The organism is Sphingobium sp. B2 (genome assembly GCF_007693735.1).
GTDB classification, from domain to species: Bacteria; Pseudomonadota; Alphaproteobacteria; order Sphingomonadales; family Sphingomonadaceae; genus Sphingobium; species Sphingobium xenophagum.
Map to the genome: position 1 here is coordinate 1553111 of NZ_VDBZ01000001.1, position 20320 is coordinate 1573430.

General features: G+C 62.2%; 18 protein-coding genes and 1 tRNA gene. 11 read left to right on the plus strand and 8 right to left on the minus strand.

Annotation, left to right across the window (positions count from 1 at the left end; genetic code table 11):
* Window positions 1-122: 122 nt before the first annotated feature.
* Window positions 123-431 (minus strand): hypothetical protein, encoded by a 309-nt coding sequence (locus FE851_RS26675; protein WP_261371000.1) that lies wholly within the window; start codon window positions 429-431, stop codon window positions 123-125.
* Here FE851_RS26675 and FE851_RS07560 point away from each other — a divergent pair.
* The 4 genes from FE851_RS07560 to FE851_RS07575 all read left to right on the plus strand — a co-directional run bounded on the left by FE851_RS07560 (window position 321) and on the right by FE851_RS07575 (window position 4601).
* The gene (locus FE851_RS07560) at window positions 321-1199 is read left to right on the plus strand and encodes a sensor histidine kinase (RefSeq protein WP_261370977.1); all 879 of its coding nucleotides are present in this window, start codon (window positions 321-323) and stop codon (window positions 1197-1199) included. The two genes, FE851_RS26675 and FE851_RS07560, sit on opposite strands and share 111 nt — an antisense overlap.
* On the plus strand, window positions 1166-1876 hold the full coding sequence (locus FE851_RS07565) for a response regulator transcription factor (protein ID WP_019052036.1): 711 nt from the start codon (window positions 1166-1168) through the stop codon (window positions 1874-1876). The genes FE851_RS07560 and FE851_RS07565 overlap by 34 nt, the downstream gene beginning before the upstream one ends.
* A 163-nt stretch (window positions 1877-2039) precedes the next feature.
* Window positions 2040-3842 (plus strand): PQQ-dependent methanol/ethanol family dehydrogenase, encoded by a 1803-nt coding sequence (locus FE851_RS07570; protein ID WP_261370978.1) that lies wholly within the window; start codon window positions 2040-2042, stop codon window positions 3840-3842.
* A 108-nt stretch (window positions 3843-3950) separates the two neighbouring features.
* The gene (locus FE851_RS07575; RefSeq protein WP_145201218.1) at window positions 3951-4601 is read left to right on the plus strand and encodes a pentapeptide repeat-containing protein; all 651 of its coding nucleotides are present in this window, start codon (window positions 3951-3953) and stop codon (window positions 4599-4601) included.
* Between the two features lie 165 nt (window positions 4602-4766).
* Here FE851_RS07575 and FE851_RS07585 read toward each other — a convergent pair whose 3' ends face one another.
* Window positions 4767-5522 (minus strand): SDR family oxidoreductase, encoded by a 756-nt coding sequence (locus FE851_RS07585; RefSeq protein ID WP_145201221.1) that lies wholly within the window; start codon window positions 5520-5522, stop codon window positions 4767-4769.
* 133 nt (window positions 5523-5655) lie between these two features.
* Here FE851_RS07585 and FE851_RS07590 point away from each other — a divergent pair, with 133 nt between their 5' ends.
* On the plus strand, window positions 5656-6546 hold the full coding sequence (locus FE851_RS07590; RefSeq protein WP_145201224.1) for an AraC family transcriptional regulator: 891 nt from the start codon (window positions 5656-5658) through the stop codon (window positions 6544-6546).
* A gap of 170 nt (window positions 6547-6716) precedes the next feature.
* Here the strand turns inward: FE851_RS07590 and FE851_RS07595 are convergent.
* The 3 genes from FE851_RS07595 to FE851_RS07605 all read right to left on the minus strand — a co-directional run bounded on the left by FE851_RS07595 (window position 6717) and on the right by FE851_RS07605 (window position 9638).
* A tRNA-Ile gene (locus FE851_RS07595) sits at window positions 6717-6793 on the minus strand.
* Window positions 6794-6825: 32 nt separating this feature from the next.
* Window positions 6826-7863: a polysaccharide deacetylase family protein gene (locus tag FE851_RS07600; protein WP_145201227.1), complete on the minus strand. Its 1038-nt coding sequence runs from the start codon at window positions 7861-7863 to the stop codon at window positions 6826-6828.
* Between the two features lie 47 nt (window positions 7864-7910).
* Complete coding sequence (locus FE851_RS07605) at window positions 7911-9638, minus strand: sensor histidine kinase (protein ID WP_145201230.1); 1728 nt, start codon at window positions 9636-9638, stop codon at window positions 7911-7913.
* Between the two features lie 199 nt (window positions 9639-9837).
* Here FE851_RS07605 and FE851_RS07610 point away from each other — a divergent pair, with 199 nt between their 5' ends.
* Window positions 9838-10311: an Lrp/AsnC family transcriptional regulator gene (locus tag FE851_RS07610; protein ID WP_006950751.1), complete on the plus strand. Its 474-nt coding sequence runs from the start codon at window positions 9838-9840 to the stop codon at window positions 10309-10311.
* Window positions 10312-10353: 42 nt separating this feature from the next.
* Here FE851_RS07610 and FE851_RS07615 read toward each other — a convergent pair whose 3' ends face one another.
* Window positions 10354-11595, minus strand: a complete 1242-nt coding sequence (locus FE851_RS07615) for a hypothetical protein (RefSeq protein WP_145201233.1) — start codon at window positions 11593-11595, stop codon at window positions 10354-10356.
* Window positions 11596-11680: 85 nt separating this feature from the next.
* Window positions 11681-12955, minus strand: coding sequence for a hypothetical protein (locus FE851_RS07620; RefSeq protein ID WP_186378771.1), 1275 nt, complete (start codon window positions 12953-12955; stop codon window positions 11681-11683).
* Window positions 12956-13236: 281 nt separating this feature from the next.
* On the opposite strand from FE851_RS07620, the gene gyrA reads away from it, so the two are divergent.
* Entirely contained in the window at window positions 13237-15900 is a 2664-nt protein-coding gene (gene gyrA / locus FE851_RS07625; RefSeq protein ID WP_017182669.1) for a DNA gyrase subunit A, read from the plus strand.
* The gene (locus tag FE851_RS07630) at window positions 15897-16244 is read left to right on the plus strand and encodes a DUF952 domain-containing protein (RefSeq protein WP_019052026.1); all 348 of its coding nucleotides are present in this window, start codon (window positions 15897-15899) and stop codon (window positions 16242-16244) included. Before gyrA ends, FE851_RS07630 begins: the two co-directional genes overlap by 4 nt.
* Here the strand turns inward: FE851_RS07630 and FE851_RS07635 are convergent.
* Complete coding sequence (locus tag FE851_RS07635; protein WP_145201239.1) at window positions 16223-17356, minus strand: glycosyltransferase; 1134 nt, start codon at window positions 17354-17356, stop codon at window positions 16223-16225. The genes FE851_RS07630 and FE851_RS07635 overlap by 22 nt on opposite strands.
* Window positions 17357-17403: 47 nt before the next feature.
* Here FE851_RS07635 and FE851_RS07640 point away from each other — a divergent pair, with 47 nt between their 5' ends.
* From FE851_RS07640 to trpB, 3 genes are all read left to right on the plus strand, one after another.
* Entirely contained in the window at window positions 17404-18303 is a 900-nt protein-coding gene (locus FE851_RS07640) for a lysophospholipid acyltransferase family protein (protein WP_409994497.1), read from the plus strand.
* A gap of 32 nt (window positions 18304-18335) precedes the next feature.
* Window positions 18336-18980, plus strand: coding sequence for a phosphoribosylanthranilate isomerase (locus FE851_RS07645; RefSeq protein WP_145201245.1), 645 nt, complete (start codon window positions 18336-18338; stop codon window positions 18978-18980).
* A gap of 98 nt (window positions 18981-19078) precedes the next feature.
* Window positions 19079-20320, plus strand: coding sequence for a tryptophan synthase subunit beta (trpB, locus tag FE851_RS07650; RefSeq protein WP_145201248.1), 1242 nt, complete (start codon window positions 19079-19081; stop codon window positions 20318-20320).

Here is a 20320-nt window from a genome sequence, read left to right on the forward strand (position 1 = left end):
GCAACGCCGTTAGAGCGTATTTCGAGAGCATATCAGCAGAAACGGCTTTGATCGGCGGCACTGAGCCGGAGCTTCGCTATCAGGCAGAGGAAGAGGCCAACGCACGATATTTGGTCTCGTTGCTACGATCCGGCTCCCCTGCCTTGCCAGACATCAGGGCAATGGTCCGGCACATCGCGGCAAAGGAAAACAGAGAAGCGGAAGTGGCGACACAGGCGGCGCGACAGGCGCAGCGCGACGCGTGGCGATTGATCCTTGCCATCAGTATCGTCCTGCTGGCCCTTCCGTTTGGAGGAGCGGTATTTCTTTGGCGGCACCTTGTGAAGCCGCTTGAAGCGGTAGCTCATGCGACGCAGTCCATCGCGCGCGAGGATGGACGAAAGCCATTGCCCGGAAGTCATCTGTCGGAAGTGCGGCGGTTGATCGATCATTTCGAGAATATGGCGGAGGCGGTGGAAGCGAAAGTGGCCGCGCGAACGCGCGAACTGGAGCGGTTGAACCAAAAACTGACCGTCACCGATCAGCGCCGCCGACTATTTCTTTCAAAGGTGAGCCACGAACTTCGCACACCGGTAACGGTGATGCGTGGCGAGGCTGAAGTGGCCCTGCGCTTTGATGACAACATATTGGCGCTGCGGGACGCCTTGCATCAGATATTGGACAGCAACCTGTTTCTTGAAAGGCGGCTTGATGATTTGCTGACCTTGGCGCGCGCCGAAGATGGTGCCCTGCCCTTGCGCTCCAGTCCCGTGGACCTCGCGCACCTTGCGCAACAGGTCGGCAAGAGTGCGGCCGGCTTTGCTTCCGCCAGCGGTGTCCGACTGGAGTTGAGCTCGCTCGACAAACCGATGCCGGTCATTGGCGACCCTGATCGGCTGCGGCAGGCGATGCTTGCCCTGATCGACAATGGTGTGAAATTCTCGCCACCGGGCGGCACGCTGCGATTGAGCGGGACATATGAGCAGGGTGAAGTGGGCATCGTCGTCACGGATGAAGGACCGGGCGTTGCTGAGAGCGAACTGGAGCGGATTTTCGATCCCTATGCGCAGGGTAAGGCAGGCCGTTCACTTGGCGGCACTGGCCTTGGCCTGTCGCTCGCGCGCTGGATCGTGCATGCCCATGCCGGCGGGATCAGCGCCTTTAACAGATATGATGGAGAAGGATTATGCGTGTCGCTGAGGCTCCCGGCGCGGGCTTGAGGATATTGCTGGTCGAAGACGATCCGGGAATCGGCCGGTTCGTCCATCGCGGACTGACAGCAGAAGGCTATGCCGTGGAATGGCAGACGCTGGGACGTCGGGCGCAATCGCGATTGGCATCGGGCCAGTTTCATGCAGCCATATTGGATCTGGGGCTGCCAGATGCGGACGGCGCGGACCTGTGCCGTGAAGCCCGTGCCCGGGGCAATGACCTTCCCATCTGCATGTTGACCGCCCGTGCGGAGCTGGAGGACAGGCTGGACGGCTTTCGCTGCGGCGCCGATGACTATCTCACCAAACCTTTCTCGTTCGAGGAATTGCTCGCACGGCTTAATGTCATGATCCGACGCAGCGCCGCCCAATCGCGGGATCGGATCGTGCTGGATGAGTTGGTGGTCGATTTGCGCAGCCGATCGGCGCGCGTGGGTGAAGCGCTGCTCCCTCTCAGTCGCCGTGAGTTCGACCTGTTGCATTGCCTTGCGCGACAAGCGGGGCAAGTCGTCACGCGAGGACAGATACTGGATGAAGTGTGGGGGCAGGATGCAGAAATCACCGAAAATGCCGTCGACGTCTATGTAGGCTATCTCCGCAGGTATCTGTCGCAGCACGAGAGAGCGCCCGAGCTTTCAACCGTCCGAGGCGTGGGATTTCTGCTTCGTCATCAGACCAAAGCATAAGCTATTCTGAGCAGTTTCTCAGAAAGCTATCAGGACCATCTCATAATGCCCCGCTTACTCTTGGTTTCGACAAGCGGTGATGACCGCAGTCGGGCTTTAGGAGGATGCGATGATGGGAAGACGGCGGTGTCTGCTGGTTTCGGCCATGGCGATGCTGGTTGCGATGCCGGCGATCAGCCAGCCTGCGGCGCAGAAGCATGATTTCACAAAGGCCGGCGTGTCGTGGGAAGATATCCTCAACGACGAACATAGCACCGACAATGTGCTGATGTACGGCCTTGGCGTGAAGGCGCAGCGGTTCAGCACGCTGGATCAGATCAATGCCGATAACGCGAAGAAGGTTGTGCCCAAATGGGTATTCTCCTTCGGCGACGAGCGGCAGCGCGGTCAGGAAAGTCAGGCGCTGGTCTATGATGGCGTCATCTATGTCACTGCATCCTATAGCCGCGTCTTCGCGCTGGACGTCAAGACGGGCAAGAAAATCTGGTCCTACACGGCCCGCTTGCCTGACGACATCCGCCCCTGCTGCGACGTCGTCAATCGGGGCGCGGCCATTTATGGCGACAAGATCTTCTTCGGCACCTTGGACGCGGGCATGGTCGCGCTGGACCGCAAGACCGGCAAGGTCGTGTGGAACAAGAAATTCCAGGACCACAAGGCCGGTTACACCATGACTGGCGCGCCGACCATCGTGAAGGACAAGAAGACCGGCAAGGTCATGCTGATCCACGGGTCGTCCGGCGATGAATTCGGCGTGGTGGGCGAACTATATGCCCGCGATCCCGATACCGGCGAAGAAATCTGGATGCATCCGATGGTGGAAGGGCATCAGGGTCGCCTGAACGGAAAACCCTCAACCTTCACCGGCGATCCCAAAGCGCCCAGCTGGCCCAATGACAAGGACGGCAAGAAGGTCGAGGCTTGGAATCATGGCGGCGGTGCGCCGTGGCAATCGGCCACCTATGATGAAAAGACCAACACCATCGTCATCGGCACCGGCAACCCTGCGCCATGGAACACATGGAAGCGCTCGCCCGGCGACAGCCTCTATACGTCGGGACAGGTCTATATCGAACCGTCGACTGGGGAACCGGTTGGCTTCTTCCAGCACACGCCCAATGACGCCTGGGACTTTTCGGGCAACAACCCGATCGTGTTGTTCGATCTGGAAAAGGACGGCAAGACGATCCGCGCTGGCGCCCATGCCGACCGCAACGGCTATTTCTTCGTGACCGACCTCGACAAGCTGACCAAGCGGGACGGAAAGATCAGCAAGCAGAAGGGCAGCGCGCTCGGCATCTATCCCTTCGTTCCCGACATCAGTTGGGCAAGCAAATGGGACGTCGCCAACGGCCGCCCGATCGAAAATCCCGGACAGCGCCCGCCGCCGCCCGCGCCAGGCAAGGAAAAGGGCGAAAGCATCCGGGTTACACCCAATTTCCTGGGCGGCACCAACTGGATGCCCATGTCGTATAACCCCGGCACCGGTCTCTTCTACATCCCGTCCAACGACTGGTCGGAAGATTATTGGACGGAAAATGTCACTTACAACAAGGGGGCGGCCTATCTGGGTCAGGGATTCCGCATCCGCAAGCAGTTCGACGATCATGTCGGCGTGCTGAGGGCCATGGATCCCAAGACCGGCAAGATCGCATGGGAAGCCAAGGAGCCTCTGCCGCTCTGGGGTGGCAATGTCACCACCAAGGGTAATATCGTCATCCAGGGCACAAGCGATGGCTATGTGAAAATCTTCAACGCCAAGACCGGCGAAGAGCTCTGGAAATTCCAGACCGGATCGGGCGTGGTGTCCGTTCCCATCACTTGGGAAGAGGATGGCAAACAATATATCGGCCTGGCGTCCGGCTATGGCGGCGCGGTGCCGCTATGGGGTGGCGACATGGCCGACCTAACGCGCACGGTCAGTCAGGGCGGCTCCTTCTGGGTGTTCGAATTGCCTGAAGTCTGAACTGTCTTGGCGCGGAGCCCGACACTCCGCGCGAAGCGTCCGGGCGGACCGCGACCTCCCTCGCGTCTCCGCCCGGACACCCCCTTTTGTCGTGGATCGGACCATCCCATGCGCTTCGCCTGCCTTGCCTTGATGATTGTCGCGGCTGCTGTTCCTGCCTATGCACAGCAGAAGATCGTCAATGTCGAAGAGCGTCCGACCCCGTGGATCGTGAATGGATGCACCATCGCCCCACGCACATCTTGCCCCGGTGTGGACTTGCGCTTTGCCGATCTGGCGAACGCCGATTTGACAGGCGCAGACCTTAGTGGAGCCAAGCTGTCGCGCGCTGACATGCGCCATGCGAACTTGAGCGGCGCCAATCTGAACGGGGCTGATCTTGATGGGGCGGACCTGTCCATCGCGTTCCTCAACGGCGCGCAATTGACGGGTGCATCGCTGCGCGGTTCCAATCTCGCTTTTGCAAGGGCGGGACATGCAATCTTTGATGGCGTGGATTTTACAGCGGCGACACTCGAAAAGGCGCTGTTGAAAGGCGCGTCCTTCAAGGAGGCCAAGCTGATCCACGCCGATCTGCTGGAAGCGAAATTCTACGAAGCCAATCTGGAAAAGGCGATCATGGATGGGTCACGCATCCGCTTTGCGGTGTTTCAGGATGCCTGGATGAAGGATTGCACTGGCTGTCCGGCGAACTGGCAAAGCGGCGACACGGTCTGGCAGACCGAAGAAAAGGAGCGACTGCGTAATCAGCAGCGCTGATGTCTGAATTCGGCATCCTCCAGACAACCGCGCTGCTGAGCGAAGATCCTTGCCTCAAGGCGATCTACACAATGCGTAACCTAGACAAGCTGCGCCATTGCGTCAGGATGCAAATGGTGGGCGGAATATCTTGTTGGCCCGGTGATCCTGTTGCCATAGACTTTCTCAAATGGCCTGGCCGCCCGAAACCTCGATGCGCTGAGCATTGACCCAGCGATTATCTTCGCCGAGCAGGCTTGCGATCATCGGTCCGATGTCGTCAGGTACGCCAACGCGTCCCAACGCGGTCATGTCGGCGAATTGTTGGTTCATGTCAGGCGTGTCGCGAACCGCACCGCCGAGAAAGTCGGTTTCGATCGCGCCTGGGGCAACGGTATTGACCGCGATACCGCGGTTGCCGAGTTCCTTGGCGAGATAGAGGCTCAGAACCTCGATCGCTCCCTTCGCCGCTGCATAGGCGCCGAAGCCGGGCGCACAGAAGCGCGTCAGCCCCGACGAAAGATTCACGATGCGCCCACCATCGGCGATCAGCGGCAGCAGCGTCTGGGTCAGAAAAAACACGCCCTTGAAATGCACGTTAATCAGCGCGTCGAATTGCGCTTCGCTGGTGTCGGCGATGAGCGCATAGTCACCATGTCCGGCATTGTTGACGAGATGATCCAGGGTGTCGCGCTGCCAGGTCGTGCCCAGCACATCCTTGAGCCGCGTCGCAAAGTCGGCGAAACCGGCGACGTTGCCCGTATCGAGTTGCAGCGCGACAGCCTTCCGACCCATTGCCTGAATCTCTGCGACGACCTTGTCGGCGTCGCCGGAGCGGCTGTGATAGGTGACGATCACATCGCCTCCCTTGCGCGCGATGGCGAGCGCGGTGTTGCGGCCGAGCCCGCGGCTGCTGCCGGTAACAAGTGCGATCTTGGTCATGACAGGTCTCCTTCTTTTCGGTGAATCCCTTGTGTCACGCTGGGGCGAGCCGGTGTTGCCGGAAGCTCGACGATCTTTGCCTAATTCTCCGAAAGATGGTGCGCGATCGTCTCGAACGCGATATGGTAGCGAAATGACCACGCTGCTTGACGCCGTCCGCCGCCACGCTGAAGTCCACGCAGATCGCGAGGGTATAGCGCCAACGCCGATTCAGGGCGTCTTCGCCGTGCGCGCGACCGCGACGGGCGACTTGAAGCACGATATCTCGCGGCCTTTGCTCTGCCTCGTGGTGCAGGGCGCGAAGCGCGTGACGATGGGAACGCAGAGCTTCGACTTTTCGGACGGCGATTCGCTGCTGATCACCGCCGACGTGCCGACCATCAGCCAGATCACGCGCGCCAGCATCGCAGCGCCATATTATTCGCTGGTCCTAGAGCTGGACCCGGCGATCATTGCTGACCTCGCCGGACAGATGAAGGCTGTGAACTGCTCTGATTTAGCGCCGGTTCGGGTCGATCAAACTGACGTCGAAGTGGCCGATGCGGCGCTGCGTCTCATGCGGCTGCTCGATCGGCCGGCTTCCGTGCCGGTGCTGCAGGCGCAACTCGTTCGCGAAATGCACTACTGGCTGTTGGCGGGACGGCATGGAGACGCGATCAGGCGGATCGGCTGGCCCGATGGCCATGTTGAACGTGTCTCCCGCGCGGTAGCCTTGTTGCGCACTGACTTCGCGAAGCCTCTGCCGATAGACCGCCTCGCTGCCGCTGCCGGAATGAGCTCGTCCTCGTTCCACCAGCACTTCAAGGCGGTGACGTCTCTCTCGCCACTACAATTCCAGAAGCAGCTTCGCCTGATCGAGGCGCGGCGGCTGATGCATTCTGCGGGCGTTAGCGCGGCAACCGCCGCGTTCGCAGTCGGATACGAGAGCATATCGCAGTTCACGCGCGAATATGGCCGTCTGTTCGGTTTGCCGCCAGTCAGCGACGCAAAGGCCACTCGTCAACTTGCCCAGGTAGCCGCCTGACTATTTTCGGGTCCGATCATGGCCTGGATGCCCCCAATTTCTATTCCAGTGCCCCCGTCGGTGCCCCCTGTGGGCCGCGCCAGGGTGAGATGTCGTGAGACAAGGCGCATCTCGCGACCACGGGAAAGCCTGTAGCGGAAATGCGCTATAGAGATCATGATTAGGAAATGTGGTGGGCCCGGCAGGACTTGAACCCGCAACCTATCCGTTATGAGCGGACAGCTCTAACCAGTTGAGCTACAGGCCCCACCTTGTCGACGAACGCCCGATTAAGGAGCATCACGCCGCTTGGCAAGTCTCGATACGCATGGGCACGGCGTTAAGAAACTGATCGAGGCTGGCCGCCCTTACGCCCCGTTTCGCCAGATGGGTCAGTACCCTGTCCCACCAATTGTAAAAGGCGGCGCGGTCGGCTTCGTTACGGACATAGGGGGTATGGCCAGGCTCCAGCGTGGGCGAATGGAAGCTGAAATTGAGAACCGGCACGCGTTCTTCAATCAGGGCATCGATTGCCGCAATGGCTTCGGATGCGGAGATGCCTTCTGGCGTCAGCGGCACGCGGCTCAACATGCGGGCGCGCGACAGGGCGCCGGCGAGCGGTCCCATCGTCTGGGCTGCGCGATAAAGGCGCTCACCTGCACCGCGCAGCAGGCCGACAAAGGCTGTCGACAATGGCAGTTCCACCAGGTTCCGGTCCGGCCCTGCCCAATAGGGGGTTTGGGGCAATCCGCAAAAGTCGGGGCCATGCTGTTGGCTATAATCAAAGCGGCTGCGCACCGAACTGTCGAGGCGGAACCCGGCATCGCCAAGCAGTCGCGCACTGTTGGGGCCAACGCCGTAGCGGCCAGCGCGATAGGCGATGGGTCGCTGGCCAAAGCGTTCCTCGATCCGGCGGCATAGCGCCTCCAGCTTGGCGCGCTCTACCGCTTCCGGCAGGAAACCGACATAGGAATTGGCGGCGTTCACCTTCTCGACATGGGGCGGGTTGACCCAGGGGTGAAGATGCGCGCCGACATCAGCAGTGCCATCGCTAACCCACTGCGCCATCATCGCTGATGCCGCGTCGCAATCGACCACCGGATAATCGGTGACATAGACCGGCTTGATACCTGCCGCCGCGAAATAATCCTGCCCGCGCGCCATGCCGGACAGAGCCGTGACGCCATGGCCGGTACGGCTGAACGGCGCGTTCCAGTCGAATTCCTCTTCGGTATCGACGAAAAGCATGAACCGGGTGCCGAAGGCGGGATCGAGGGCGATCCTGTCCTGCGGCAAAGGCGGGACCAGCAGGTTGCCGTCATGGGAGGAAACAGTCATGCCCCTCCCCTTAGCGCGCAATGGTTGCCATAGGGTTGCCGTGCCCGTCAAGCGTGCTGCGTATCTTCCGCAATGCTGGCGGCGGGGATGGCAAGCAGCAAGCGCCCCGGCTCCACATCCAGACTGCCGCCGCATGTTCCGGCCAGGCTGCGGATCAGACGCAGCGAAAAGCCCAGCCCCAGCAGCGGCCCATCGGCCCAGTCGCCATCGGACGTATAGCCGGGATCGAGCAATTGCGCTTCTTCCATACCTGCCAGACTTGATGGCCGGTCGATGGCCAGCACCACGCGCCCATTGCCCCCGTCGGGCTGGAACCAGCAGGCGCCCGTCACCGCTTCCCCCTTTGGCGCTACCGAAATCAGCGTGCGCAGCAGATGTTGCACCATGCGCTCCCCCTGCACCGGGTCGATCTGCACCGGCGGCAGGCTGGCTGCTATGGCGATATCGACCAACGCCCCACCCTGATCACGGAAGCGACTGGCGATCTGGCGCACCAGCAGTTCGGGATCGAGCAGTTGCGGCGTGCTGACATCGTCGCCGCGCGACACGCGGGCAGCAAGATCCAGATCATCGAATGCCGCAAGCAGATGGCGTGCATCGACCGCAATATTGCCAGCCATATCACGATATTCAGCGCCCGCAGGACCGAACAATTCCTGTTCGATAATCTCGGCAAAGCCCAGAATCGCGTTCAGGGGCGTGCGCAGTTCATGCACAAGCTGGCGCAGCGAATCCGCCGACAGACCGCTCAGACCGTCGCGCGGCGGCGCTGGCTGTACCGCCACTTCATGCAGGAAGGGGCGACGCGCCTGACCGCGATACCCCTGAAACCGGCCAGAGCGTGGATCGAAAAAGGGCGCGGCGGACAGTCGCCATTCGCCTGCCATCGTCCCACCGACAATCGCGAAACGGCCATTCTGGAACCCGCTGCGCCGGGCAAAGGCGCCCGCGACATGGCCGTCCGGCCCGCTGCCCCCCTCCAGCGCCGCATCCCCCAGCGACAGGCCGATCAGCGCCGCGCGTGGCCCGCGATCGATCCACAGAATGACCCCGGCGGCATCCGTCTCGAACGCGAAATCGCGCGGCGGGGCACTGCGGTCAGCCGGTTCGTCCGCCAGCGGTTCCAGGGGCTGGGGCGGTGAGCGCGTGCTGGTAAATTGGGCAATCCGATCGACCAGATTGCGAATCTGGTCCTTGTCGCCCACTGGCGCGCGGAGCGGCGTGACCGTGCCGGCCTCGACCTCCGGCTCCTGCACATCGTTCGCGGGGATCATATCGGCGGTCAGCAGCATGTCGCTGTCCCCCACCATGTCGTCACGCACGGTCGTCAGCACCAGATCGGACGGGCCAAAGGCTTCGAGCGCCAGTCGCGTCGCCGGGCCGATGTCCCTTCTTCCGCGCAGGACACCACGCGCAGTAGGCGTCAATCGCGGCAGCAGATCATCCCAAACCATGTCGGGCAATTGCGCCCGCGCCATCGCGGCGGCGGCGATAGAGGGTCGGTCATGTGCAAAAAATTCGACCAGGCTGGCCGACCGCAGCCGACCGCCGAGTTCGACGACAGTCGCAATGCGCTGCGTTTCCGACATTTTGGACCGTAGCCCCGACAATCGATCGAGCAAGGCAGCCCGCTGGTCCGCCGCCATCGGCATACGGTCGGCGCGATCATGCTGCGCCAGCAGATCGACACATTGACGCCACAACGTCACCGCGCCCAGCCCGGCTCGGTCGTCAGCGGCCAGCACTGTCTGCATCAGATCGTTGAAACGCACCAATAATCCCCATATGGCCGTGGCGCAAACCGGTGCCCGGTGCGCGCAGCGGCTGTTACGCACTACCGATAAGCCCTAGCCCTGCAAAGGAAAAGGGGTTGGTTACGCGAACGAAAGCGATCGTCGCATAGTGGGACAATTGCATTGCCCTGAAACATTATTATGATGGGACAGGAAATCAGGACAGGAAATAAGCACAATAATGGCCGGCCCGAATATCGACGACATTGACCTGCAAATTCTGGGCGAATTGCAACAGGATGGCAGGATGACCAACGTGGAACTGGCCCGCAAGGTGGGCCTGACCGCGCCGCCGTGCCTGCGCCGCGTCCGTTCACTGGAGGAAGCAGGCGCCATCACCTCCTATCATGCCGTGGTCGATCCGGGGATGCTGGGTTATACGATCACGGTGTTCGCGATGGTGAGCCTGAAAAGCCAGGCTGAAGCCGATCTCAAAGCGTTTCAGGACCATGTCGCTGAGCTGCCCGAAGTGCGCGAATGTCACATGCTGAACGGTGAAATCGACTTTATTTTGAAGGTTGTAGCGAAAGACCTTCAGAGTTTTCAGCAATTTCTGACGTCCAAGCTGACGCCAGCGCCCAACGTGGTGAGCGTCAAAACCTCGCTTACCATCCGCACGTCGAAAAACCTGCCGGGCGTACCTTTGCCGGTATAAGTGGCAGGCTGTGGCCGGATCACAGGCTGATCCGGCACATCCTCACGCGACCTTGCGGCTTTGTTGATCAACCCAGACGGACCAGAAGCCTGCCACGCTGGCCCAGTTGCCACTGGCCTGGCTCAATGCCGCCTGCGCGCCGGGCAAATCGCCTGACCGCGCCAGTGCCACGCCCAGCCGGGCATTGACGCGGCCTGCATCGACCCCACCCTTGGCAAGCGCCAGGCGATACTGCTCCACCGCCTGGGGGAACTGGCCCAGCGAAAAATAGCTGTCACCCACCTCCTGCGCGTCCTTGCCGGATGACGCCGCCGCCGCCTTCTTCGCCTGCGCAGGCAGGGCGGCGATTTCCTTGGTCGCCTTGGGCGTTACGGCTTTCAGCAGCGATGCGGTCGCGGGCTGGGTCGCGGTCAGCTTGCCGACCTTGCGCCCTGCCTCGATGATGGATTTGGCCTCGGCGAAATAGCCGGCCTTCTCCGCCAGTTGGGCGTAGGCCTGATAGTCCCGCTCGCTCGCCATCGCGCCATTGGCCGCCTGCAGGCGATACAGGTCGAGCTGGAGTTGCGAATCGATGCCCGCGGCCGACAGATAATTGGTTATCGCCGAGCGCCAATCTTCCCGCGCGCCCGCCTGGGTCAGCCGTTCGCGATAGAGTTGACCGACCTCGGTCCAGTCGCCCGCCTGATAGGCCATCGAAATCGCCCGGTCGGACCAGGCGAGCGGCACGGGTTGACCCGACGCCCGCTGACGCGCCAGCGCCTGCTGCACGAACGGCCTTGCCTCCTTGGGCTTGTTGCGGCGCAGGGCAATATCGGCCCGCAGCAGCAGCGCATCTATCCGATCATAGCCAAGGGTCTTGGCATAATCGAGTTGCGCGACCGCATCGTCATAATTGCCCACAGCATAGGAAAGATAGCCCGCGACATAGCGCAGACGCGGCGCATCCTTCTTGGGCAGCTCGTTGGTCTTGAACAGGTCGGTCAGGGCAATACGCTGCGCCTGCACGTCGCCGCGCTGGGCCGCCAGTTCGAACCGCAGCCCCGCCGCGACATAATTTTCAATGTCGGACATGGGCGCCAGAGCCATGATCCGTGCGCTGGCAGTGGCCACGTCACGCGATTGCAGCGCGGCCTGCGCAGCGGCCACATTGGCACGAAACGCATCGGACATGGCGATGACGGGACCGGCAGCAACCTTCTTTTTCGCGAGCGCGGGTGTTGCCACCAGCAACGCCGCAGCCGACACAATCGGCAGGCCCGCAAAAACACAGGTTAGAAATCGCATAGCCCCAAAAGCCTCCCCGGACGCATCAATATCAGCAAAAAATCAAAAACGCGCCGCCGCCATCAGGGCGACGGCGCGTATTCCGTCAGGCGCCCTTGGTGCCCAGATAGGCGAGCCACAGACCGGCGATCTGCTTGCGCGCGCCGCCCTGTACCGCTTCAAACGCAGCCTTTGCGCCGGCGTTGTCGCCGCTCATGGTCTTGGCGATGCCCAGGCGCGTGTTGACTTCGTCCGCATCAACGCCGCCCTTTTCCTTCGCCAGTTCGAACATGGCGGCCGCCTTGGCATAGTCGCCATAGCCCAGATAGGCGTCGGCGGTCGCCGCGGCGATCTTGCCATTGGCCGCCTTTCTGGAGTCGGCTTCAGCCGCGCCCAGCGATCCCTTGTCACCAGAGATCCGCCCCATGGCGGTCTGGTAGAGTTCGCTGCCCTGCGTCGCGTTCAGCACACCCTTGGAACGGCCCAGGTCGATCGACGATTTGACCTCACCATAGATGCCGGTCTTGGACGCCATTTCGGCATATTCGAGGAAGTCACCTGCGACCACCAGGCCACCGGACGCCGACAGGAGGCGCAACACGTCGAGATTTTCGCGATTCGTGATGTTCGGATTGGCGCGCTGGAACAGCCGCACCAGCGTCCGCAAATTCGCGCCGCTCGGGTCAGCCTGATAGGCCATCTTGGCCCATTCGGTCACTTCGGGCAGCTTGGCCGCTTCGGCCCGGCCAACGCCGATCTGATACCATTGGGCCGGCACCTGCTGCCCGGCAGCCTTCATGGCGTCAGCAGCAGCCTTGAGCGCGGCAAGACCCTGAACGTTGAAACCGCGCGCGGGTTCAGCCGAAGCATTGCCGGTTCCCGCCTTGCCGAAATAGGCTTGGGCCAGGGTCGGGTTGATCGCTTCGGGCTTATAACCCGCCGCAAGCGCGGCCTGCGCCCGCTGGATCGCCAGATCGTAATTTTTGGCAGCCAGCGCCTGATCGGCAGCGACCGCATTGAACTGGCCAGCCTGGTCGGCGGGCGTGAGGCCGCTGTCGAGCATCTGGGCCAATGCTTCACCCTGCAGCGCGTTATCCTTGCTCGCGATGGAGGTGTTCAGCTTGATGGCGCCGATCTGATATTTGTCATCGTTCGACTTCGCCTTGCTGTCGGCGTCGGCCAGGGCAGCCTTGGCGCCTGCGACATCCTGCGCTTCAGCGGCCTTTTGAGCAGCCTGCAGAGCCTTGATGACTTCCGGCGAAACATTGAGCTTCGGTCCGGCCTTCTTCTCTTCCTTCTTGGCCGCAAAAGCAGGCGCGCTAATCGCGCCACCACCTACTGCCAAAGCCAGTACGAGCGCCACCGGGGTAACAAAACGCATGATCATCATCTCCTCAATGCACCGGGCGGGGGAAGCCATGGGCGACTTTAAGTCTGTTGTGCGCCGATTAGGGGGCGGCGCGTGAATGGCCATTGAACAAGCCTATATCGGCGGATTTTGCAACTGTCATGCGCGCGCTTCGTTCCGAAAGCAGCTGTCATCACCCCGGCCCTGTTGTCTGTCCGTGCGGGCGCGCGCGTGAGCGCGCGAGGGGTGACAGATTTGTTTCGCTCCGCTAGTGCGAACGCAGAAACACATTCCATCCAAAAAAGAGAATCGCCTTGAACGACGAGACCAGCCTCGCCGACCCTTCGGACATCAGCCCCGTCAGCATCGTAGACGAGATGAAGGCGAGCTATCTCGACTATGCCATGTCGGTCATCGTGTCCCGCGCCCTGCCGGACGTGCGCGACGGGTTGAAGCCGGTGCATCGCCGCATTCTCTTCTCCGCCCAGGAATCGGGCTTCGTCTATAATCGCCCCTACCGCAAATCGGCGCGTCTCGTCGGCGAAGTCATGGGTAAATATCACCCCCATGGCGACAGTTCGATCTATGACGCATTGGCCCGCATGACGCAGGACTGGTCGATGCGCGTGCCGCTGATAGATGGTCAGGGCAATTTCGGTTCGATGGACCCCGATCCGCCAGCCGCTATGCGCTATACCGAAGCGCGCCTGGCCAAGGTCGCCAACGCCCTGCTGGAGGATCTCGACAAGGATACGGTCGATTTCACCCCCAACTATGACGCATCGGAAAGCGAACCGCAGGTTCTGCCCGCCCGCTTCCCCAACCTGCTGGTCAACGGCGCAGGCGGCATCGCGGTGGGCATGGCGACCAATATCCCGCCCCATAATCTGGGCGAAGTGTTGCGCGCGTGCCTGGCCTATATCGACAATCCAGGCATCACGATCGACGAACTGATCGCGATCGTCCCCGGTCCCGATTTCCCGACCGCGCCGCTGATCCTGGGCCAGTCCGGCGCACGCAGCGCCTATCACACCGGACGCGGCTCCATCATGATGCGGTCGCGTCATGTGGTCGAGGAAGGGCGTGGCGATCGCCAGTCGATCGTTCTGACCGCCATTCCCTATCAGGTCGGCAAGAACGGTCTGGTCGAAAAGATCGCCGAAGCCGCCAAGGAAAAGCGGATCGAGGGGATCAGCGACATTCGCGACGAATCCAGCCGCGAAGGCGTGCGGATCGTCATGGACCTGAAGCGCGATGCGACCCCCGAAGTCGTTCTGAACCAATTGTGGCGCAACACCCCCGCCCAATCGAGCTTCCCGGCCAATATGCTGGCCATTCGCGGCGGCCGCCCCGAACTGCTGAACCTGCGCGACATCATCGAAGCCTTCGTCAAGTTCCGCGAAGAGGTGATCACCCGCCGCACCAAGTTCGAGCTGAACAAGGCCCGCGACCGAGCGCATATCTTGCTGGGTCTGGTTGTTGCGGTCAGCAATCTGGACGAGATGGTGAAGATCATCCGTGGATCGTCCAGTCCCGCCGAAGCGCGCGAGAAGCTGCTGGCGCGCGAATGGCCGATTGGCGAGATCGCGCCCTATATCCGGCTGGTCGAGGCGATCGACGTCGAAGTGGCCGGGGATTTCTACAAGCTGTCCGACCTTCAGGTCCGCGCCATCCTCGACCTGCGCCTGCATCGTCTGACGGCGCTGGGCCGCGACGAAATCGGCAAGGAACTGGCCGAACTGGCCGACGCGATCGCCGAATATCTGGCGATCCTGGGCGACCGGGTCAAACTCTATGCCGTCATGAGGGAAGAGTTTGAAGAGATTGAACGGGAATTCGCCACACCCCGCCTGTCCGAAATCACCGCCGCCGCCGACGGGATCGAGGATGAGGATCTGATCGAGCGAGAGGATATGGTCGTCACCGTCACGGTGCAGGGCTATATCAAGCGCACGCCGCTGGAGAGCTTCCGCGCGCAGGCGCGTGGTGGCAAGGGCCGGTCGGGCATGGCGACCAAGGATGAGGACGCCATCACCGAATTGTTCGTGACGTCGACCCATACACCGGTGCTGTTCTTCTCTACCGCCGGCAAAGTCTATCGCATGAAAGTGTGGCGCCTGCCTGAAGGCGGTCCCGCGACGCGCGGGCGGCCGATGGTCAACCTGCTGCCCCTTGGTCCGGGCGAAACCATCCGCACCGTGCTGCCGCTGCCCGAAGATGAGGATAGCTGGAAAGACCTGCACGTCATGTTCGCCACCGCGAACGGCACGGTCCGGCGTAACAGCATGGACGCTTTTGCCAATGTGCCGAGCAATGGCAAGCTGGCGATGCGTTTCGACGAAGGTAGCGAAGACCGGCTGATCGGCGTCGCGCTCCTGACCGAGAATGATGATGTGCTGCTCGCCACGCGCCAGGGCAAGGCGATCCGCTTTGCCGCGACTGATGTGCGCGAGTTTCAGAGCCGCACGTCGACCGGCGTGCGCGGCATGACGCTCAAGAGCGACGATGAGGTCATCTCCCTGTCCATCCTGCATCGATCGGGCGCCAATCAGGAACAGCGCGAGGAATATCTCCGCTACGCCCCGTGGAAGCCTGAAAAGGATGGCGAAATGGCCGATCAGGCGATGTTTGCGCTGATGAAGGAGCGCGAACAGTTCATCCTGACCGTCTGCGCCAATGGATATGGCAAGCTGTCGTCCGCCTATGATTATCGACGCACGGGGCGTGGTGGGCAGGGCATCACCAATATCGACAATATCGGTCGCAATGGACCGGTCGTCGGCAGCTTCCCGGTCACGCATGGAGATCATCTGATGCTGGTGACCGATCAGGCCAAGCTGATCCGCATGGGCCTCGACAGCCTGCGCGTCATCGGCCGCAATTCCGCGGGCGTCCGCCTGTTCGACGTGGCCAAGGACGAGCATGTCGTCAGCGCGGCGCGGATCGAAGAGAATGATGAGGACGAAGCCGAGGCATGAGTGATCTGTTCGCCTACAAGATATTGACGGCGGACCAGTATGCGCAGTTGAAGGCCGACGGCGTGTTTGCGGGCGCGCCGGTCGATCTGGCCGATGGCTATATCCACATGTCGACCCGCGATCAGGCGGCGGAGACGGCGGCGAAGCATTTTGCCGGGCAGGATCGGCTGGTGATGGTGATGGTCGACCTGGCTCCGTTCGGCGAGGCGATCAAGTGGGAAGAGTCGCGCGGCGGCGCGCTCTTTCCGCACCTATATGGCGACCTGCCGTTGAGTGCGGTCGCGGGCAAGGTGGTGCTGCGTATCGGGGAAGATGGGCTGCATCAGTTTCCGGCCGGATTCTGATCGATCCTGCACATCCGCACGACCATTCCCCGCCTGACCCAATAATCCCACCCGCCCCAGCGGATGCGCGACGATGATGCAGCGGCGATTTGGACGATGAGATGTGCCCAGGTCACCGCAAAAGGTGCGACAACGTCCCACCACAGCGACCGCCGGGCGCGGCTCGCCTGATCCGGCTCCAGAAGGCTGTCCAAAATCGCCCTTCGCGTCAGCGCCCGTCCCCATGCCGCGCCATAGCCGACAGCTATCATCGCGCCGCCACCCCAGACCAGTGCCCCACCCCAGGCTGCCGCCTGTACCGCGACCACCAGCGTCGCCAGCGCCCACATGCCGGGACTGTTGGTGACGATATGCCGATACTGCCGCACGCCAAAGCCCAGCACTTGCGCCGCATCGCCCGCCAGCGGGCTGGCCACGAGCAGATCGCGCACTGGCCGCAACCGCAGCTTTGCGCGCCAGCCAGCCAGGCCAATCGCCATGTCGTCGGACAGTCGCCCCGCCATCACCCGGTCAAGGTCCAGCCGATCGGCCACGTCGCGCGTCAACGCCATCGCCCCGCCCCAGGGCATAGTCGCACTGGCGAAGCGCGGCAGAGTCGCCAATTGCATCTCCACCGCGCCGACAAGCGCCAGCATCGGCCCGCGTTCGGGCAAAAGCATGCGGTAGCCGGTGACGATATCCGCCTTTCCCCGGACCAGCGGAAACAGCAAGCGACCAACGAGGCGGGCAGGCGGTTCGATGTCGGCGTCAATGAACAGGACATAGCGATCGTCAGGCCGCAATGCCCGCAACGCTGCGCGCAGCTTGTGGACTTTCTGCCCTTCATCGCTGGCAACCCCGGCATGGACGACCTCCACCCAGCCATTCTCCCGCGCGGCCAAAGCATCGGCGGCAGCGCATTGGCCTGACGTCGCGATCAGCAAGCGGAAGCGCGCCGTCTGGGCTTTCAGCCGGGCGATCAGGTCTGGTCCGCCATCCCAATCGTCACGCACCGATAATAGCATGACCACGCCGTCGGGTGTCTCGATCTTGCGGTCCACCGGCAGGTGGCGCCAGTAGTTGACGACGCCCAGCAGGCTAAGTCCCTGAAGAAATATCCATAGCCACAGCATGTTACGCCAGCGCCCCTTTACCGTCTCGGCCGCATCTGTATGACGCTATCGCCATGCTCTCCAACCCCTTTCTCTTTGCCCTGCTGCGGCTGTTGCCTGCGCGTATCGCGTCCTGGCTCGGCGGCTGGCTATCGGTCAGCTTCGCCCGTCCACGCATGAAGCTGCGCGACACCCGTGCGCGCGCCAATCTGGCGATCCTGCGACCGGACCTTGGGGAGGCGGAGCGCGAGGCGATGCTGACCCGGCGCTGGTTCAATATCGGGCGGACGCTGGGCGAACTGGCCAATATCGATCGGCTCGTCAATGAACGGCATGTCAACGTCATCGACCGGGCCGGCTATCAGGCGGTGCTGGACGGGCCGGGACCGATGATCAGCCTGACCGTCCATACCGGCAACTGGGATTTGCTGGCCGCCCATATCAAGGCGTCGACCGACCGGCCGGGGCTGGGCATATATGACCCACCCGACAATCCAGCGCAGGCCGCACTGCTCAAGAAAGCGCGGCAAAGCTATATGGGCGAAGCGATCAGTGGCGAAGGCGCAGCGCGCGGCGTGTTCAAGCATCTGACCCAGAAAGACCGGGCGACGCTCTATATATTGGTGGACGAGCGGCGGGAGTTGCAGGTCTGGTTCCCGACATTCGGCCGCGACCTGATGCCGTCGGGCAATCTGTCGGTCGCCCTGCGGCTGGCGCGCAAGGTAGGTGCAAAATTCCTGCCCTTCTATCTCGCCCGTACCGATGGACCATATTTCGATCTGCACTGGCATCCGCCGCTCGATCCGCGCATCGACAGTGACGCAGACATAGTCGCGACGCTGGACCAGTTTCTGGGGCGGGCCTGTATCGACCATGCCGACCAATGGCTGGCGCTGCACGATATGGACCTGATCCAGCCGGGCCATATGCCCCCGATTCTGCCCGCCAATGCCCCTCCGGTCATGTGACTTCGCGCTGCATCGCGGCTAAAGCCCCTGCCATGTCCCGACTCGCGATCAAGATTTGCGGCCTTTCGACTGCTGATACGGTGGGCGCCGCCGTGCGCGCCGGTGCCAGCCATATCGGCTTTGTCCATTTCCCCAAAAGCCCGCGCCACGTCGATACCGGCCAGATCAGGGCGCTCGCCGCCATCGCCCCCGCCCATGTCGAGCGGGTTGGCGTGGTGGTCGATCCGACCGATGAGATGCTGGACGAACTGGTCGCGACCGGCGCGCTCACCGCCCTGCAACTCCATGGCAAGGAAAGCGCGCAACGCGCAGCGGCGATCCGCCATCGCTCCGGCCTGTCGGTATGGAAAGCGATTTCGGTCAAGACACGCGCCGACATCGACGCGGCCAGCGCCTATACCGGCGCGGTCGACCGGCTGCTGTTTGACGCCAAGACGCCCGATGGCGCGGCACTGCCCGGCGGCATGGGATTGCGGTTCGACTGGACCTTGCTGCGCGGTGTGGCGGTGCCGGGACCATGGGGCCTGTCGGGTGGCCTGTCCGCAGACAATGTCGCCGAAGCCGTCCGCATAACCGGCGCGCCCCTGATCGACGTTTCGTCGGGCGTGGAAAGCGCGCCGGGCATCAAGGATATGGACAAGATCATCACCTTCTGCAAAGCGGTTTCCCAATGTTGACGCTGTTCGCCCCTGTCGAGCGCATCGGGACACGATGGCGCTGATCGCTTCCCCGACCGAAGCGAACGCCCATTTTGACCCAAGAGACTGAAACGATCATGACCGACACTATCAGCTTGCCCAACAGCCTGCGCAGCCAGCCCGATGCCAGTGGCCATTTCGGCCAGTTTGGCGGGCGCTACGTCGCCGAAACCTTGATGCCGCTGATCCTGGACCTTGAAAAAGTCTATCGCGCGGCGAAGGCCGATCCGGCGTTTGAGGAGGAATATGATTATCTCCTCAAACAATATGTCGGACGCCCCAACCCGCTGTATCACGCAGCCCGACTGACCCAGGCGCTGCGCAAGGACGCGCCTGCCGGAAAAGGCGCGAAAATCTATCTGAAGCGCGAGGAACTCAACCACACCGGCGCGCACAAGATCAACAATTGCATCGGCCAGGCGCTGCTCGCCCGTCGCATGGGCAAGAAGAAGGTGATCGCCGAAACCGGCGCTGGCCAGCATGGTGTCGCGACGGCGACCGTCGCCGCGCTGTTCGGTATGGAATGCAAGATTTTCATGGGCGCCAAGGATGTCGAGCGCCAGAAGCCCAATGTGTTCCGCATGAAATTGCTGGGCGCTGAGGTCATTCCGGTGACGTCGGGATCAGCAACGCTGAAAGATTCGATGAACGACGCGCTGCGCCATTGGGTGTCGAATGTGCATGATACATTCTACATCATCGGCACGGCCGCCGGGCCGCACCCCTACCCCGAACTGGTGCGTGATTTTCAGTCGATCATCGGCAAGGAAATCAAGGCGCAGATGATGGAGGCCGAAGGACGCCTGCCCGATATGCTGATCGCCCCGGTCGGCGGCGGTTCCAACGCCATCGGCATGTTCCATCCCTTCCTGGACGACACGGACGTTGCGATGATCGGTGTGGAAGCGGCGGGCGAAGGACTGACCGGCAAGCATGCCGCATCCTTGGCGGGCGGTGCGTCGGGCATATTGCACGGCAATCGCACCTATCTGCTACAGGATGAGGACGGTCAGATTACCGAGGCGCACAGCATTTCGGCTGGGCTGGATTATCCGGGCATCGGGCCGGAACATAGCTGGCTGCACGAAATTGGCCGGGTCCAATATATGCCGGTTACCGACGATGAAGCGCTCGCCAGTTTCCAGAGACTGTCTGCGCTGGAAGGCATCATCCCTGCCCTCGAATCCGCCCATGCCATCGCTGCGGCGGAGCAGGTTGCGCCGACCATGGATGCGGACAAGATCATCGTCGTCAACCTGTCTGGCCGGGGGGACAAGGATATTTTCACGGTCGCCGACGCGCTCGGCGTGGAGATGTGA